The 15,959-nt window shown below is 45.8% G+C and carries 13 protein-coding genes; 8 read left to right on the forward strand and 5 right to left on the reverse strand.

From position 1 onward, the window contains the following. Nucleotides 1-15 precede the first annotated feature (15 nt). Nucleotides 16-3,393 carry a transcription-repair coupling factor gene (gene mfd, locus R3O62_RS18830; protein WP_122330498.1) on the reverse strand — a complete coding sequence of 1,126 codons (3,378 nt, stop codon included), beginning with the start codon at nucleotides 3,391-3,393 and terminating at the stop codon, nucleotides 16-18. 192 nt (nucleotides 3,394-3,585) lie between these two features. Here mfd and R3O62_RS18835 point away from each other — a divergent pair, with 192 nt between their 5' ends. The 4 genes from R3O62_RS18835 to R3O62_RS18850 all read left to right on the forward strand — a co-directional run bounded on the left by R3O62_RS18835 (nucleotide 3,586) and on the right by R3O62_RS18850 (nucleotide 7,914). Next, nucleotides 3,586-4,332 carry a polyprenol monophosphomannose synthase gene (locus tag R3O62_RS18835; protein ID WP_005780203.1) on the forward strand — a complete coding sequence of 249 codons (747 nt, stop codon included), beginning with the start codon at nucleotides 3,586-3,588 and terminating at the stop codon, nucleotides 4,330-4,332. Between the two features lie 8 nt (nucleotides 4,333-4,340). Continuing rightward, nucleotides 4,341-5,720, forward strand: coding sequence for a dihydroorotase (locus tag R3O62_RS18840; RefSeq protein ID WP_101603311.1), 1,380 nt, complete (start codon nucleotides 4,341-4,343; stop codon nucleotides 5,718-5,720). Nucleotides 5,721-5,981: 261 nt separating this feature from the next. Continuing rightward, entirely contained in the window at nucleotides 5,982-6,938 is a 957-nt protein-coding gene (locus R3O62_RS18845; RefSeq protein ID WP_005807368.1) for a vitamin B12 dependent-methionine synthase activation domain-containing protein, read from the forward strand. Between the two features lie 55 nt (nucleotides 6,939-6,993). Then, nucleotides 6,994-7,914 (forward strand): porin family protein, encoded by a 921-nt coding sequence (locus R3O62_RS18850; protein WP_005823402.1) that lies wholly within the window; start codon nucleotides 6,994-6,996, stop codon nucleotides 7,912-7,914. An 89-nt stretch (nucleotides 7,915-8,003) separates the two neighbouring features. On the opposite strand, the gene R3O62_RS18855 is transcribed toward R3O62_RS18850, so the two are convergent. From R3O62_RS18855 to R3O62_RS18870, 4 genes are all read right to left on the reverse strand, one after another. Beyond that, the gene (locus R3O62_RS18855; RefSeq protein ID WP_032530354.1) at nucleotides 8,004-8,894 is read right to left on the reverse strand and encodes a porin family protein; all 891 of its coding nucleotides are present in this window, start codon (nucleotides 8,892-8,894) and stop codon (nucleotides 8,004-8,006) included. A gap of 48 nt (nucleotides 8,895-8,942) precedes the next feature. After that, a complete protein-coding gene (locus R3O62_RS18860; RefSeq protein ID WP_195317175.1) occupies nucleotides 8,943-9,809 on the reverse strand; it encodes a porin family protein in 867 nt (288 codons plus the stop codon). 26 nt (nucleotides 9,810-9,835) lie between these two features. Continuing rightward, nucleotides 9,836-10,972 carry a fibronectin type III domain-containing protein gene (locus tag R3O62_RS18865; RefSeq protein WP_195317174.1) on the reverse strand — a complete coding sequence of 379 codons (1,137 nt, stop codon included), beginning with the start codon at nucleotides 10,970-10,972 and terminating at the stop codon, nucleotides 9,836-9,838. A gap of 291 nt (nucleotides 10,973-11,263) precedes the next feature. Then, complete coding sequence (locus R3O62_RS18870; protein WP_005780217.1) at nucleotides 11,264-11,671, reverse strand: YybH family protein; 408 nt, start codon at nucleotides 11,669-11,671, stop codon at nucleotides 11,264-11,266. Nucleotides 11,672-11,856: 185 nt separating this feature from the next. Between R3O62_RS18870 and R3O62_RS18875 the strand changes: the two genes are divergently transcribed. The 4 genes from R3O62_RS18875 (at nucleotide 11,857) to R3O62_RS18890 (ending at nucleotide 15,957) form a co-directional block, all read left to right on the forward strand. Further along, nucleotides 11,857-12,372 carry an RNA polymerase sigma factor gene (locus tag R3O62_RS18875; RefSeq protein WP_005780219.1) on the forward strand — a complete coding sequence of 172 codons (516 nt, stop codon included), beginning with the start codon at nucleotides 11,857-11,859 and terminating at the stop codon, nucleotides 12,370-12,372. Nucleotides 12,373-12,375: 3 nt separating this feature from the next. After that, a complete protein-coding gene (locus R3O62_RS18880) occupies nucleotides 12,376-12,960 on the forward strand; it encodes a hypothetical protein (protein WP_022012447.1) in 585 nt (194 codons plus the stop codon). 109 nt (nucleotides 12,961-13,069) lie between these two features. Further along, a complete protein-coding gene (locus R3O62_RS18885) occupies nucleotides 13,070-14,236 on the forward strand; it encodes a metallophosphoesterase (RefSeq protein ID WP_195317173.1) in 1,167 nt (388 codons plus the stop codon). Continuing rightward, nucleotides 14,233-15,957 carry an ABC transporter ATP-binding protein gene (locus tag R3O62_RS18890; RefSeq protein ID WP_269110023.1) on the forward strand — a complete coding sequence of 575 codons (1,725 nt, stop codon included), beginning with the start codon at nucleotides 14,233-14,235 and terminating at the stop codon, nucleotides 15,955-15,957. The genes R3O62_RS18885 and R3O62_RS18890 overlap by 4 nt, the downstream gene beginning before the upstream one ends. Nucleotides 15,958-15,959: the final 2 nt, after the last annotated feature.

The raw sequence follows: 15,959 nt of genomic DNA on the forward strand, positions 1-15,959 counted from the left end.
TCCGAGGTGAACTGTCTATTCTTTTTCTCTCACCGGCAATGCCACTATCTCCTGAAGCACACTGACGGCGGTTTCCACATTCGGAATGTCTTTCACCAACATAGACCGACGTCCGTTCTGCTCCCTCAAATCGCATCGGCGGGTATATTTCATCATATAATCGATCATCTTGCCAAAAGCGGCACTCTGATAATACGGGCTATCCGGATTGCTGACAAAGAACAGAGTCATACGCCCCCCTTTCAGGAATACTTTTTCCACTCCCAAACGTGCAGCCAGACGCCTTAGCGGTACAATACGTAACAATTCCTCCGTTTCGGGAGGAACAGGGCCAAAACGATCCTCCAACCGTAAACGGAAAGCATTTACATCTTTATCAAGAGTCAATCCGTCCAATTCACGATACAGTAACATACGTTCGCTGCTGCCTGTCACATAATTGGCCGGTAACAACAATTCCAGATCGCTTTCCACCTGACACTCTTCTACAAACTCTTCACCACTTATGATGCCTTCCCCCTTTAATTCGTCGGCATAGAGCTCTGCAAATTCATCTGTTTTCAGTTCATGTACAGCCTCGGATAATATTTTCTGGTAAGTTTCATAGCCCAGATCAGCAATAAAACCACTTTGTTCGGCTCCCAACATATTTCCTGCACCACGAATATCCAGATCCTGCATGGCAATATGAATGCCACTCCCCAAATCACTGAAATTCTCAATAGCTTGCAGACGACGTTTAGCTTCAGGCGTCAACGACGATAACGGGGGAGCCAGTAAATAACAAAAAGCTTTTTTATTGCTACGTCCTACACGTCCGCGCATCTGATGCAAGTCACTCAGACCAAAGTTCTGAGCCTGATTGATAATAATAGTATTGGCATTCGGTATGTCGATTCCACTCTCAATAATGGTGGTGGCAATCAACACATCATAATCATAATTGACAAAACCGAAGATAATCTGCTCCAATTCCACCGGCTCCATCTGCCCATGCCCGATAGCAATCCGGCAATCCGGAATACGACGGAGAATCATCGCTTTGAGTTCCGGGAGATTGGCTATACGATTATTGACCAGAAAAACCTGCCCATTGCGGCTCATTTCAAAATTAATGGCATCGGCAATCACCTCTTCACTGAACGTATGCACTTCCGTCTGTATCGGATAGCGGTTGGGAGGCGGAGTAGAAATCACACTTAAATCACGTGCTCCCATCAATGAAAACTGCAACGTACGCGGAATCGGAGTTGCCGTCATCGTCAATGTATCCACATTCACTTTCATCTGGCGCAGTTTCTCCTTGACCGACACACCGAATTTCTGCTCTTCATCAATGATCAACAGGCCAAGGTCCTTGAACTTGACATCTTTACCCAGAATACGGTGAGTACCGATCAGAATATTTACATCTCCGGTTTCCAATCCTTTGATAACTGCCTTTGCCTGTGCTGCCGTACGGGCACGACTGAGATATTCTACCCGACAGGGAAGCCCTTTCAGACGGTCACGGAAAGTCTGGAAGTGTTGGTATGCCAATACCGTAGTAGGCACCAGGACGGCTACCTGCTTATTGTCCGCTACAGCTTTAAACGCGGCACGTATGGCCACTTCTGTCTTGCCAAACCCCACATCTCCGCACACCAACCGGTCCATCGGCATATCCCGTTCCATGTCCTGTTTCACATCTGCCGTAGCTTTACTCTGATCGGGGGTATCTTCATAAATGAACGAAGCTTCCAGCTCCCGTTGCAAAAAGCTGTCGGGACTGTATGCAAACCCCTTCTCCTCACGACGTTGTGAGTAAAGTTTAATCAGATCACGGGCTATATCTTTAATCTTTGTCTTGGTACGCTCCTTCAACTTCTCCCAGGCACCGGTGCCCAACTTGTTCAACCGGGGAGCTTCTCCTTCTTTCCCTTTATATTTTGAGACTTTATGCAACGAGTGGATGGTGACAAATACCACATCTTCATTCTGGTAAACCAGTTTCATCACTTCCTGCGTCGTATCTCCGTTAGGAATACGCACCAGACCGGAAAAACGTCCTACTCCATGATCGGTATGCACCACATAATCGCCGGGAGTAAACTGATTCAGTTCTTTCAGTGAAAGAGCAACTTTTCCCGAACGGGCTTTATCACTCTTCAAGTTATATTTATGGAAACGGTCGAATAATTGATGATCCGTAAACAGGCAAAGTTTCAGAGTGTCATCCGCAAACCCCTCATGCAGTGTCCGTTCCACAGCTGTAAACTGAATCCGGTCTCCACGGTCCTCAAAAATAGCCCTGATACGGTCTGTCTGTTTCGTACTGTCACTACAGATATAAAGTGTGTATCCCCGGCTCAGATAATCTTTGAAAGACTCTGCCACCAAATCGAAATTCTTATGGAAGATGGGCTGTGCCGTAGTATGGAAAGTCAACGTGGCATCCGGTGTACCGGTTGGCTTGTTGCCAAACTCCATCCGCCGGAAATCTAAGGCACGGACAGTAAATTCACTACCATCAATCAGTTTGCCTTCCAGAGTGATGCCTCCGTTCTCTTCCGCCTCTTGTGCAGCAAGAGCCTGTGGTGTAAGCGATTCATCGTGAACAGCCTGAATGCGTTCCCGCAACCAGAGAAAATCACGCATTGCCAGAGTCGTGTCTTTCGGAATAAAGTCAAGGAAAGAAGTAGTAACTTTTCCGGTTACGGCAAGGTCGGGTACAATGACAATGCTTTCCTTTTTCTCTTTCGATAGCTGTGACTCTACCTCAAAAGTACGGATACTCTCCACATCATCACCAAAAAAATCGATACGATAGGGATACTCGGACGAAAAAGAAAATACGTCAATAATACTGCCGCGAACAGCATACTGTCCCGGTTCATACACATAGTCGACATACTCAAACCCGTAACTATGTAATACATCCGTGATAAAACCGGTGTCCACCTTCTCGCCCACATGTAACTTCAATGTGTTTTCACTCAATTCCTGGCGCGAGACTACCTTTTCGGCCAACGCATCCGGATAAGTGACGATGCACAACCCTTGCTCACCTTTCTGAAGCCGGCTGAGTACCTCGGTACGCAATATCTCGTTGGCCGCATCTTTTTGTCCATACTTCACCGAACGGCGAAACGAAGAAGGAAAAAACAAAATCTGCTCCGTACCCAATACCTGAGTAAGATCATGATAAAAATAACCGGCTTCTTCCAGATCACCCAATATGAAAACAAACGGGCAAGGACTCTTCTCTACCAGTGCCGAAGCGAATAAGGAAGCAGCGGAAGCATACAGGCCACCGCAATAGATATGTCTGACTGCGGGCTCCCCCAACAGTTTGTTCAAGGCTTCCACATTCGGATGCCCGGCATATTGATGTTGCAGTTCAGTAATCGTCATAAATAGCATTTTAGTCCATCACAAACGCACCAACTCACACAGATCGCTCAAAATCAATTTCCAATCTGTGTGAATCCATGTAACCCGTGATGCAAATTCACCGCAAAAGTACTAAATTATCCTTAGTTTTAATGCGCTATCTTTGGTTAGTAGCGGAAAAGCGTTACATTTGTCTTCAAATTTAGACACAATATGCAGACATCGGACAGCATCGTAATCATCCCTACCTACAACGAACGGGAAAACATAGAGAACATTATCCGTGCCGTTTTCGGACTGGAAAAGATTTTTCATATTCTTATCATAGAAGATGGCTCTCCGGATGGAACCGCCACCATCGTAAAAACCTTGCAGCAAGAGTTCCCCGACCGTCTCTTTATGATAGAACGCAAAGGAAAACTGGGATTGGGAACAGCATATATCACTGGGTTCAAGTGGGCACTGGAACATTCATACGAATACATTTTTGAGATGGACGCCGATTTCAGCCACAACCCCAATGACTTGCCACGGCTCTACGATGCTTGTGCCAACCAAGGAGGAGATGTAGCCATCGGTTCCCGCTACGTAAGCGGAGTGAACGTAGTGAATTGGCCGATGGGACGCGTCCTCATGTCTTATTTTGCATCTAAATATGTTCGCATCGTTACCGGACTACCGATACATGACACTACTGCCGGTTTTAAGTGTTATCGTCGTCAGGTACTCGAAACCATCGATCTTGACCACATCCGTTTCAAGGGTTACGCTTTTCAGATAGAAATGAAATTCACCGCTTACAAATGCGGGTTCAAGATTATCGAAGTACCGGTGATCTTCATTAACCGTGAACTGGGCACATCAAAAATGAATAGCAGTATTTTCGGAGAAGCGGTATTTGGAGTTATCAAACTGAAAGTAAACAGCTGGTTCCACAAATTTCCGCAGAAAACAAAATGAATTAAGATATGAAAAGAACATTAATACAAAACGCCATCATAGTAAACGAAGGACGCTCCGCACGCGGTTCGGTAGTCATCGAAGGTGAAAAAATAGCCGAGATACTGGAGAAAGGACAGAAACCGGCCACTCCCTGTGAAGAGACAATCCATGCCAACGGATGCTATCTGCTTCCGGGTGTCATCGACGATCATGTGCATTTTCGCGATCCGGGCCTAACCCATAAGGCCGACATATCTACCGAAAGCCGGGCTGCAGCAGCAGGAGGGGTAACCTCTATTATGGACATGCCCAATACCAATCCGCAAACCACCACACTGGACGCACTCAATGCCAAGTTCGATTTGCTTGCCGAGAAATGCAGTGTCAACTATTCATGCTATTTCGGAGCAACAAACAATAACTATACCGAGTTTGACAAACTGGATAAAAGCCGTGTATGCGGAATCAAGCTCTTTATGGGATCGAGTACAGGCAATATGCTGGTAGACAAGATGAACAGCTTGCTGAACATCTTCAATGGAACCGATTTGCTGATTGCCGCCCACTGTGAGAATCATGAAACAATTAAAAAGAATACGGAAAAATACGTAAGAGAATATATTGAAAAATATCCTTATCAGTACTACCATGTTCACCACGAAACCCTTCCGATGGGTTACCATGCAAAGATACGTTCGATAGCAGCCTGCTACGAGTCGTCCGAACTGGCTGTACGCCTGGCACGCATTGCAGACGCTCGTCTGCATATCCTGCATATCTCCACAGCCAAAGAGCTTTCTCTTTTTGATAATGATATTCCATTGGAAGAAAAAAGGATTACGGCAGAAGCTTGTGTTTCGCACCTGTTATTCGACTCTTCGGATTATGCGGAATTAGGTACACGTATCAAATGTAACCCTTCCATCAAAGCTAAAACCAACCGGGATGCACTTCGTCAGGCTGTCAACTCCAACCTGATAGACGTGATTGCCACCGATCATGCACCACACCTGCTCAGTGAAAAAGAAGGAGGCCCGTTAAAGGCAATGTCAGGCATGCCTATGATCCAGTTCTCTCTGATCAGTATGCTTGAACTGGTGAACGAAGGTATCTTCACGATTGAAAAAGTCGTTGAGAAAATGTGCCATGCACCCGCTCAGATATATAATATCCATAACCGCGGTTTCATTCGTCCCGGTTATCAGGCAGACCTGGTACTGGTTCGGCCGGACGCATTATGGACGGTAAGTGCAGAACAAATCTTAAGCAAATGTGGATGGAGTCCGCTCGAAGGACGTACCTTTGACTGGAAAGTAGAAAAGACATTTGCCAACGGACACCTATTGTATACTGACGGACAGGTAGATGAAGCTTATCGCGGACAAGAAATCTATTTTAAACGATGAACAATTTCTGAACGATCAACCATCTAAATGATAAACAAGGAGAAGGGGGTAAACCGGGAACGATAAATGCAGAAGAATGGGAAATATATTGAAAGATAAAAGCAGGGCTTTCGCGATACGAATCGTAAACCTACATAAGTCTCTGAATGAAAGAATTGTTATTTAAAACCGAATATTTATCTGAAACTGAATATTCAAGCATGTTTGCCAACGCAAACGGATCAATGAAACTTATTATCACCAGCATTAAAACAGTCAAATATGGAAAAGCATAACCCGTCATCATCTCCCGTCCATCGTTCAGAAACAGTTGATCGTTCAGCGTTTGAAAACCGTTTATCGTTCAGTGTCCATGATTTATCCCCCTACATCAACTGGATTTATTTTTTTCACGCCTGGGGGTTTCAGCCGCGTTATGCTGCCATAGCCAATATCCACGGATGTGACGCCTGTCGTGCTTCCTGGCTGACAACCTTTCCGGAAGAGGAACGGGGCAAAGCTTCCGAAGCCATGCAACTCTATAAAGAAGCCAACCGGATGCTGGACGAATTGGACAGGGACTTTGAAGTGAAAAGCGTTTTTAAACTTTGCCCGGCCAATGCCGACGGAGACAACCTGATTATCGACGGTATCACTTTCCCGCTGCTCCGGCAGCAAGTCAAGAAAAAAGAGAACGAACCTTTCTTATGCCTCAGCGACTTTGTACGCCCTCTGTCTTCGGGAATCACTGATACAGTAGGAGTTTTTGCCTCTTCCATTGATGCGGATATGGAGGGACTTTACGAACAAGACCCTTATAAACATCTTCTGGTACAAACACTCTCCGACCGTCTGGCCGAAGCTGCCACCGAAAAGATGCACGAATATGTCCGCAAAGAAGTATGGGGGTATGCAAAAGACGAAAATCTCTCTATTCCCGATCTTCTTGTCGAAAAATACCAGGGTATCCGCCCTGCTGTAGGCTACCCATCTTTACCCGATCAGTCTGTGAACTTTATTCTCGACGAAATTCTTGATATGAAACAGATCGGTATCCGCCTGACAGAGAACGGAGCCATGTATCCTCACGCTTCAGTATGCGGATTGATGTTTGCACATCCGGCTTCTCACTATTTCTCGGTGGGGAAGATCGGTGAAGACCAATTGGCGGATTATGCCGCGCGAAGAGGAAAAAGCGTTGGAGAAATGCGTAAATTTCTGGCAGCAAACTTGCAGTAAATCTTTTCTTTCGATATATTTGTAACTGATCCTATACTTTAAAATAGAAAAAGTTATGAAAAAGGTTCTTATTCTGTTATTATGGTTACTTCCCTCCTGTAGCGTAGTGATCCTTGCACAGACTCAGCGGATAGCGGGTACTGTTGTAGTTGGTGACGGCCAACCCGCCGTCGGTGCCGCCATTGTTGTCAAAGGCACCAATATTGGTGCCGTAACCAACGTGGATGGCAAGTTTGTAATAGCAGAAGCACCTGCTTCAGCACAGCAGCTTGTTGTCTATCACGTAGGCATGGAACGCAAAGAGGTAGCCGTAGCTCCCAACGTCTATATTCAGCTCCAGCCCGTAGAGAAAGGTTTTTCATGGAATGTGAAAGCCGGAGTCAGCCTGTTCAGTTTCCGCCGCCCGGACGGCTTGGACGAACGCACCGGATTCAGTGCCGGTGTCGGTGCGGAATATAATTTCAGCAGGCATTGGGCTATTCAATCGGGACTGATGGTAACCAGCAAAGGAGCAACTGCCGAGTACGACGGGTATTCTCCGCTGTCCTCGTCTACCGAACCTATCTCTTATAAAGCCAAAATAGCTCCTATTTATCTGGACATCCCTATTCTGGCAGCTTTTAAGATGGATGTGTCAAACCATGTTAAGTTTGTAATCAATATCGGACCTTATTTAGCCGTAGGCATGGGTGGAAAGTATGAACTGACAAACAAAGGCGGCCATAAAGGTGAGTCGCATAACCCTTTCAAATCCTACTCTTCCTTAGCTGAAGCGAAAAATAAAGATGCCTTGTTGAAACGTTTCGACATCGGGGTTCAGGGAGGCATCGGTTTTGAAATATGGAAACATTACCTGGTCAATGCCTCTTTCCAGCACGGATTCATGGAGCCGGTTAAAGGAGGAACACTGTACGCAGGCGATACCGAGAAACATTACCCGATCGGAGGGATTCTGACAGTAGGATACAGATTTTAAAGACAATACGTTATCACCACAGATTTCACAGATTATCACAGATCATAATTGCCAATAGTCTGTGAAAATCCGTGTAATCTGTGGTGAACTTAGAAACGATATCCTATTTCAAAAGCGACATCCAGAAAACCTTCCGAGTGATTCCATGAAGTACACCCCACTCTTCCGGTTCCTCCTATCAGGAAGTGCCCGTATTCCACTCCGATTCCATAGGCAAATCCTCCGGTAAACCGTTTGCCGAACAATGACTGGCTTTCAGTAACATATTCCACTCTATTATAATTTCCACTACTATCATAAGAACGCTTGCGAAATTCTTTCTTAACATCTCCACTGATCCCCAAGTCAATATAAGGACCGAAACTGAATACCAGATTCAGATCATTTCCTATTCTATACTTCAGTGCAAACAGTAAAGGAATCTCCAGATAGAACGGATTGTAAGTACCACTCACCTGATCATAAGAAACGGATGAAGAGCCATCACCGTTATTTTCCGTATAATAATCATAGAAATCATACCCTTTCATTTTACGGGAAACCAACAAAAGTGAGGGTTGGAAAGCCCAGTGTTTCGACATCCGGATATCGGCCCCTACCCCTCCATAGATACTAAGACCGTCTTTCAGTTTCGATTCGGGTCCTTGCATAAACTTACCTGCTCCAATTCCTGCCTTCACGATCAACGAGAAGCGTTGCATCACTTGTGTACGCATTTGTATACGCATCGGGAGATCTACATATCCGCTGCGTTTACCTTTTGTCACCTGTAGTGAGTCAAAATAGACAGGTACTTCCTCCAGTACAAAAACTCCATTTTTATCGGTGACAGCCTGTTGGTTCGTACGTTTCAAGGTAACTACCACCCCGTCTACCGGATAGTAATCTTCATCCACGATCTTCTCTACCACTTTTTGTTTTTGGGCCATAACGTCTGTCAGTGCCAGGCAGACCAATGCCAATGCTATATATCTTTTCATATCTTTTTATTTTTTACATTCAACATCCGATTATCCATATCCGCTTGATCAGAAACGGTAAGTAAGTCCCAAAGTAAGTGCCAGGTTATGTTCCTTCGCTTCAAAACCTTCATCATCCTGTCCCAAACACATACTCTTTCCAGAAACACCTACCAACCACTTCTTGTATTCCACACCTATGCCATAGGCAACACCAAAGCTGAAAGGATGTAACAAAGAATGTTTCCCGCCATAATAATCATATTCATACTCTTTGCTATAAATGTCATACTCTTCATCGGGTTTACCTGTTTCCGTAGCTTTTACTTTTCCTGCAAAGCCATACGAAAACACAGGTCCCACAGAAAAGGCCAGATTCATTTTACGGGCTACCGGATAACGAAGAATGAACAACATCGGCAAATCCAATGAAACCGGATTCCAAGTTTCCTGATATTTCACACCGTTTCTTTCGGCATTGAACTCTGCTCCACGGTTACAAATTTGCAGAGTAGGCTGGAAAGCCCATCGTTTTGACATGCGCACTTCAATACCCAAACCAAACTCATATCCCACCTTAAAATCGGAACCATATGTAGTGTACTTACTCATGCTGATCCCGGCATGTGCCACAAACGAAAGCTTCTTACGCTTTCCGGTGAGCTGTACCGGTACATTCAGGTCCACTTCCCGGGTCTCCATACCGATGGAAGTAACAATCACCTTTTTGACCGAAAGAGGAACTTCCTGCAAGAAGAACTTACCGTCGACATCGGTTATTGTGCTGATATTGGTCCCTTTGGCTGTGACTAATGCACCCACAATGGGTTGCTGCTTTCTGTCAAATACTATTCCTTTTACATCGTGTGTCTGTACCTGAGCCATCACGGTGATTGCACAAATACAGGCAATCACTCCTATTATTATTCTTTTCATCTGTTTTCGTTCTTTAAATCTATATTTTATTCTGCAGGGATCTCAATGGTCCGGTAATTACTGTAACTAATCCCTACTCCATTTTTCGCATAAACACGGAAAGCATAAAGCGTCCCGGGACGCAATCCGGTAACGATTTCATCAAACGTCTGTCTATAATCATCAGTAAAAGGTACTTCTATCATCTGTTCATTCGTCACCACTCCCGTTTCCTGTGAATAAACGCCATAACTATAACCATAATTTGTAATAAGGAAATCATTTGTATAGAAAGAAGCATACAACTCTACCGCCGTACCATTATATTGATACAACGAAAAATTATTGATAACCGGCTCTGTACCCCGTTCGGTCGTGAACTCAGCCACCGGCCCATAGCCTGTCCCCTCCTCAGTAGTCACATAGGGGCGTATATAATAGTGGGTAGCAGGTAGCAGGTCCATCACCTCCACCTCAAAATTAGAGTAATTATACATCCGCGTTCCCCGTGCCAATGCCTTCTGATCGGTAATTCCCGGCAATTCTTTGACTGAACTATAACAAGCACCTTGCTCTATAATTCCGGCATCGGTTTTAAAACGTACTTCCGCAGATAAATAATAACTGTATCCTGTGAACTGGGTATCGTGTACAATCAGTTTTGGCAGACCAGAAAGGCGGAATGCTTTTACTTCACTAAAACGTTCTTTGTTTGAATTTTCGCCCAATACATGATCCAGCAACCCCGGACGTCCGCTATAGCCATACTGATAATCGTTCATTGCACAATAATAAGTTTCGCCCAAAGTCAGCATATCCGGATCCAGAAAAGCATAAAAGGTATTTCCTGTATTATGACGGATATAGGCTTCCATAATCACTTCCTTCATTTCTTTATCTTTAGCAATCAGAAACCTGGGATAGTAATAATGACCTGCTTCCCCACCTGTCACTTTTCCTATCATGACAGCGTCTGCCCGATACAGTTCTTCTGTATTCACTCCCATAATATCAGATAGCAGATTTACGGAATCTTGTGAAAGCGTAGCCATATCACAAATGCGCTCCAGCGTCAATGTTGTCTTGGAAGTTTCCATGGCTCCCCAATAATCCCCCTTATTGTCACAGGAGGTGACCAGCAATGCCATCAGGCAGAGCAAGCCCAGTAATCTTCTCTTGTTCATCTTTGTCTATTTATAGTGTTAATTGCCGGCAAAGTTACAATATTTATTATAAATATAACAAAAGAAAACAGTTTGATTCCAAACAAATCCGAAGTACCTCTGTCCTCTCTTCCAGTGACATACAAGAAGACGTGACAAAGCCACATATCCGAAAGAAGCATTACAAAGATACAGAGACAAACTGTTGTGAAGAAAGCATGATTCAGGTATGGATGGGATATTATGGAACGCAATATCCCAGCATCCTCCTGTAGGGAAAAGATCCGGCCATTCCCATTCTGTCCGCCATTATCAGGCAGGACAAAAAGACCAATGGGTATGTATGATTTTCCACTGTTCAGACGAATCCAGTTTATATACTTCCGTACAATGCATCCTGAATGTCCGGTCATCTCTATAAGCTTCATAATCATATGCCAGAACAGCGACATCGGATGACAGCAATACAGTGGGTTCTATCATTTTATACCTGTCGATCTCGACTTTTCCCCGAATGCTGTTATAATACTCTTCCAGAGCCTTTTTACCTTCCAGTTTGTTCTTGAAAGCGGGGTCGATATAGACAACATCATCAGATGACAGTTCTATAAACCCATCCGGGTTTCCACGATTCCATAACTTCAGAGCTTGTTCTTCCAAAGATAAAATAAAGGCCTTCAGGTCCTCGCTATTTGAAGCCATACTTGTACATCCAGTCATAAAAATACGGATTTATTTAAAACGTTTCATACTTGACAAACTCCGTCACCCACAGATTCTTATTGTTTCCAAATATAATAAATATCCGGAAATAGTCCAAATTCCCACTAATTTCCGCTTTTATTTTGTGATTATTTCCTTTCCTTTGCGACTAACCATACAAAAGTAATCCCGAAAAGAAGACAATGAACCCCACCAGTCCGCCGCAAGCCAACGAACCCGTAGAACAAGAGTTCCTCTCCGTAGTCAGGGAGTACGAGCGGGTGATTTACAAGGTGTGCTATCTTTATACCACCCAGCACGCCACACTCGGCGATCTTTATCAGGAAGTGATTCTCAATCTGTGGAAGGCTTACCCCAGATTCCGGAAAGAGTGCAAAGTCTCGACCTGGATTTACCGGATCGCACTGAACACTTGCATCAGCTTTATCCGCAAAGAGAAAAACATTCCGGAAATCGTGGCACTCACCCGCGAAGCCGACTGGCTGACGGAAGAAAAAGACGAACTGACCGAAATGCTCCGGCAACTGTACCGGATGATCAATCAACTGGGACAACTGGATAAGTCGATCATATTGCTTTATCTGGAAGAGAAAAGTTACGAGGAAATCTCGGAAATCACCGGACTGACAGTGACCAATGTAGCAACCAAGTTGAGCCGGATTAAAGACAAACTAAAAAAGATGAAAAAGGAGGAATAAGATATGGAACTGGATGATCTGAAGAAATCGTGGAACGCACTGGATGAACACCTCAAAGGCAAGGAGTTCATCAAGGAAGAAGAAATGAAACAATTGTTGGGACGCACCCGGAACAACATTAACAGCATAGAACGGTTCAACAGAAAGCTGCGTTTTGCCGCAATCGGCATACTGGCATTGGCAGTGATCTTCTGGATATGTGATGATGCACTTACGGACTTTTATTATTGGATCGCCCTCTTCCTGTGCATCCCGGCCCTTTGCTGGGATTTGTATTCCGCCCATTACCTGGGGCGGACCCGGATAGATGAAATGCCTCTGGTCACAGTAATCTCCCGTATCAACCGATATCACAGATGGATGGTTCGCGAATGGATCATAGGCATACTCTACCTGCTTGTGATGGCTACCTTTTTCTCTTTCTACAAACAGGTCTGGCAATACGGTGCTGCAGGAATCGTCAGCAGTCTGATCGTGTGGGCCGTCGGACTTGGAATCTGCCTGTGGGTGTATCGCCGGAACCTCAGACATATAAAAGAAATAAAGAAGAACCTAAACGAGTTAAAAGAATTAAATCATACAGCTTAACTTAAACCGTACTTTACAAATTCTCTCTAACTTTGAAGAGGCGTTCGCAAGTCCCCCCGAGACATACCCTACGCCTCTTTTTATTTATTCAACCCATAGCTAAGAAAATATGCTGCAACGAGTTTTAGGCTTTCTGATCGTAATCCTTGTATTGCCGGACATTTACATTTACCGGACATTTATCAAACAAATGACTCTAAGTCTTTTTTGGCGAATCCTTTACTTCTTCCCCACTCTTTTCCTGATGGCGGGAGTAGTATCGTTAGCTTTCTTTGCCAACTATGAATACGCCGAACAACATACGTTATGGATAGGACGCTTCGCCGTTGTCTTCTTCTTGTTTGCCTCTCCGAAACTGCTCTTTACGATTTGTTCCATCATCGGACGCCCGTTCAACCGATGGCTGCACTGGCCCCGGACTCCTTTTATAGCAACCGGACTGGTACTGGCCGTGCTCAACGCAGTCCTGATACTTTATGGTTCGATGGTGGGCAAAGACCGTTTTGAAGTAAAGGAGGTCACCTTCCGTTCTTCCCGCCTGCCCGAAGCTTTCAACGGATACCGCATTGTCCAGTTGTCGGACATACACATCGGGAGCTGGCAAGGAAATGCCAAGAGCCTGCAACAGATGGTGGACCTGGTTAACGCACAAAATCCGGACTTGATCGTATTCACCGGTGACCTGATAAACAACCGGGCCATAGAATTGGACGGATTTGAAGAGATACTCTCGCAACTACATGCCCGGGACGGCGTATACTCCATCCTGGGAAACCATGACTACGGCCCCTACTATCGATGGAAAAGTAAACGCGACCAGGTAAACAACCTGAACGACCTGAAGAAACGGCAAGCCGACATGGGCTGGGTGTTACTGAACAACGAGCACACTCTACTGCACCGCGGAAACGACAGCATCGCCCTGATCGGGGTAGAAAACGAAGGAGAACCTCCTTTCTCACAGCACGGTGACTTGCCCAAGGCACAGACAGGAACAAACGGCCTGTTCAAACTGTTATTAAGTCATAATCCTACACACTGGAGACGTGAAGTGTTGCCCGAATCGGACATCGACCTGATGCTGGCGGGACACACGCATGCCATGCAGCTGGCCATCGGACATCATTCACCTGCTTCCTGGATCTATCCGGAATGGGGAGGCATGTACAAAGAAGGCAACCGGGGACTATACGTAAACGTAGGGATGGGATTCGTCGGACTGCCTTTCCGTTTCGGGGCATGGCCGGAGATTACCGTGATTACACTGGATAAATGAAAAAATACTGGCAAATACTGAAAGGCTACAAAGCAAGTCTGCTGGCATGTCCGCTACTGGTACTCGTGTCTGTAATGTGCGAAACCATTCAGCCGATGTACATGGCGGATATTATAGACAACGGAGTGATGCAGCGGGATCTCTCCGTCATTACTGCCGTAGGCGGAAAGATGGTACTTATTTCCATTGTCGGACTGATATTCAGTATTGCCAATGTATATGTCTCTTCGCAAGCCTCCATCGGTTTCGGAACCGATCTGCGCACCAAGCTGTTCGGCAAGATACAACAACTCTCTTTTTTCGATATAGACCGGTTCAGTACGGCTTCACTGATCACCCGGCTGACAAGTGACATCAGCCGCATTCAGCAAGTTATCCAGGTATCGATGCGTCTGATGCTGCGCTCTCCGCTGATGCTCGTCATGGCAGTGTTCTTCGTGGTACGTATCAACCTGGAACTGGCAGGCGTCCTGCTGGCTGCCATCCCGGTGTTGGGTTTCAGTGTATTCTTCATCCTGCGGAAAGGGTTCCCCTTCTTCTTGAAAGTGCAACAGAAAGTAGACCAACTGAACGAGGTGGTACGCGAAAACCTGATCAACATCCGGGTGGTGAAATCATTTGTGCGGGAGGACTTCGAAGCACGCAAGTTCAAGGACAAGAGCGAAAGCCTGCGCGACACGGTGATTCACGCTTCCAACATCATTGTCGCCATCTTTCCGGTGATGCAACTGGTGATGAACCTGTCGATCATCGCTATCCTTTGGATGGGTGGGCAGAAGGTGATGGCAGGAGAGTTGAAAGTGGGCGAACTGATATCATTTGTCAACTATCTGGCACAAGTGCTGATGTCGTTGATGATGCTGTCCATGATTATCATGACTTATGCCCGTGCCTCAGCCTCATCGAAACGTATCCTGGAGGTATTGGATACACAGCCTTCACTTACCGATACGCCCGAAGGAATGCGGAGCACCCGGCAGATCGAAAAGGGAGAGATTCGCTTTGAGAAGGTCAGCTTCCGTTATGGCGGAGGCGAGACGGATGTGCTGCGGAACATAAGTTTCCACGTCCGTCCGGGCGAGACAGTAGCTGTGGCAGGTGCTACCGGATCGGCTAAAAGTTCGCTCGTACAACTGATCCCCCGCCTGTATGATGTCAGTTCCGGTGAAATACGGATTGACGGCATCCCCGTACAAGACTACAACCTGCACGAACTTCATGCCCACATCGGCATGGTGTTGCAGAAAAACGAGCTCTTTACGGGAACCATTGCAGAAAACCTGCGGTGGGGAAAACCCGATGCCACACAGGAAGAACTTGAAGAGGCCGCACGTGCCGCCGAAGCCCATGAGTTCATCCGCTCGCTGCCTGCCGGATATGACACGCAGTTAGGACGGGGCGGAGTAAACCTTTCCGGCGGACAGAAGCAACGCATCTGCATCGCCAGGGCTTTGCTGCGTAAACCCAAGATATTGATACTGGATGACAGCACCAGTGCCGTAGACTCTGAAACAGAACTCCGCATCCGGAACAACCTGAATGCATGGCTGCACGATACCACGGTGCTTATCATCACGCAACGCATATATACCATGCAATCGGCCAACCGAGTCATTCTACTGGACGACGGAGAAGTAGAATCCATCGGAACACCGGAAGAATTGCTGGAACGCTCGGAGATGTACCGGGAAATCTATCACTCACAACAAATCGTTATCTGACC

The sequence above is a fragment of the Bacteroides hominis genome (assembly GCF_033042785.2).
Lineage (GTDB): Bacteria > Bacteroidota > Bacteroidia > Bacteroidales > Bacteroidaceae > Bacteroides > Bacteroides hominis.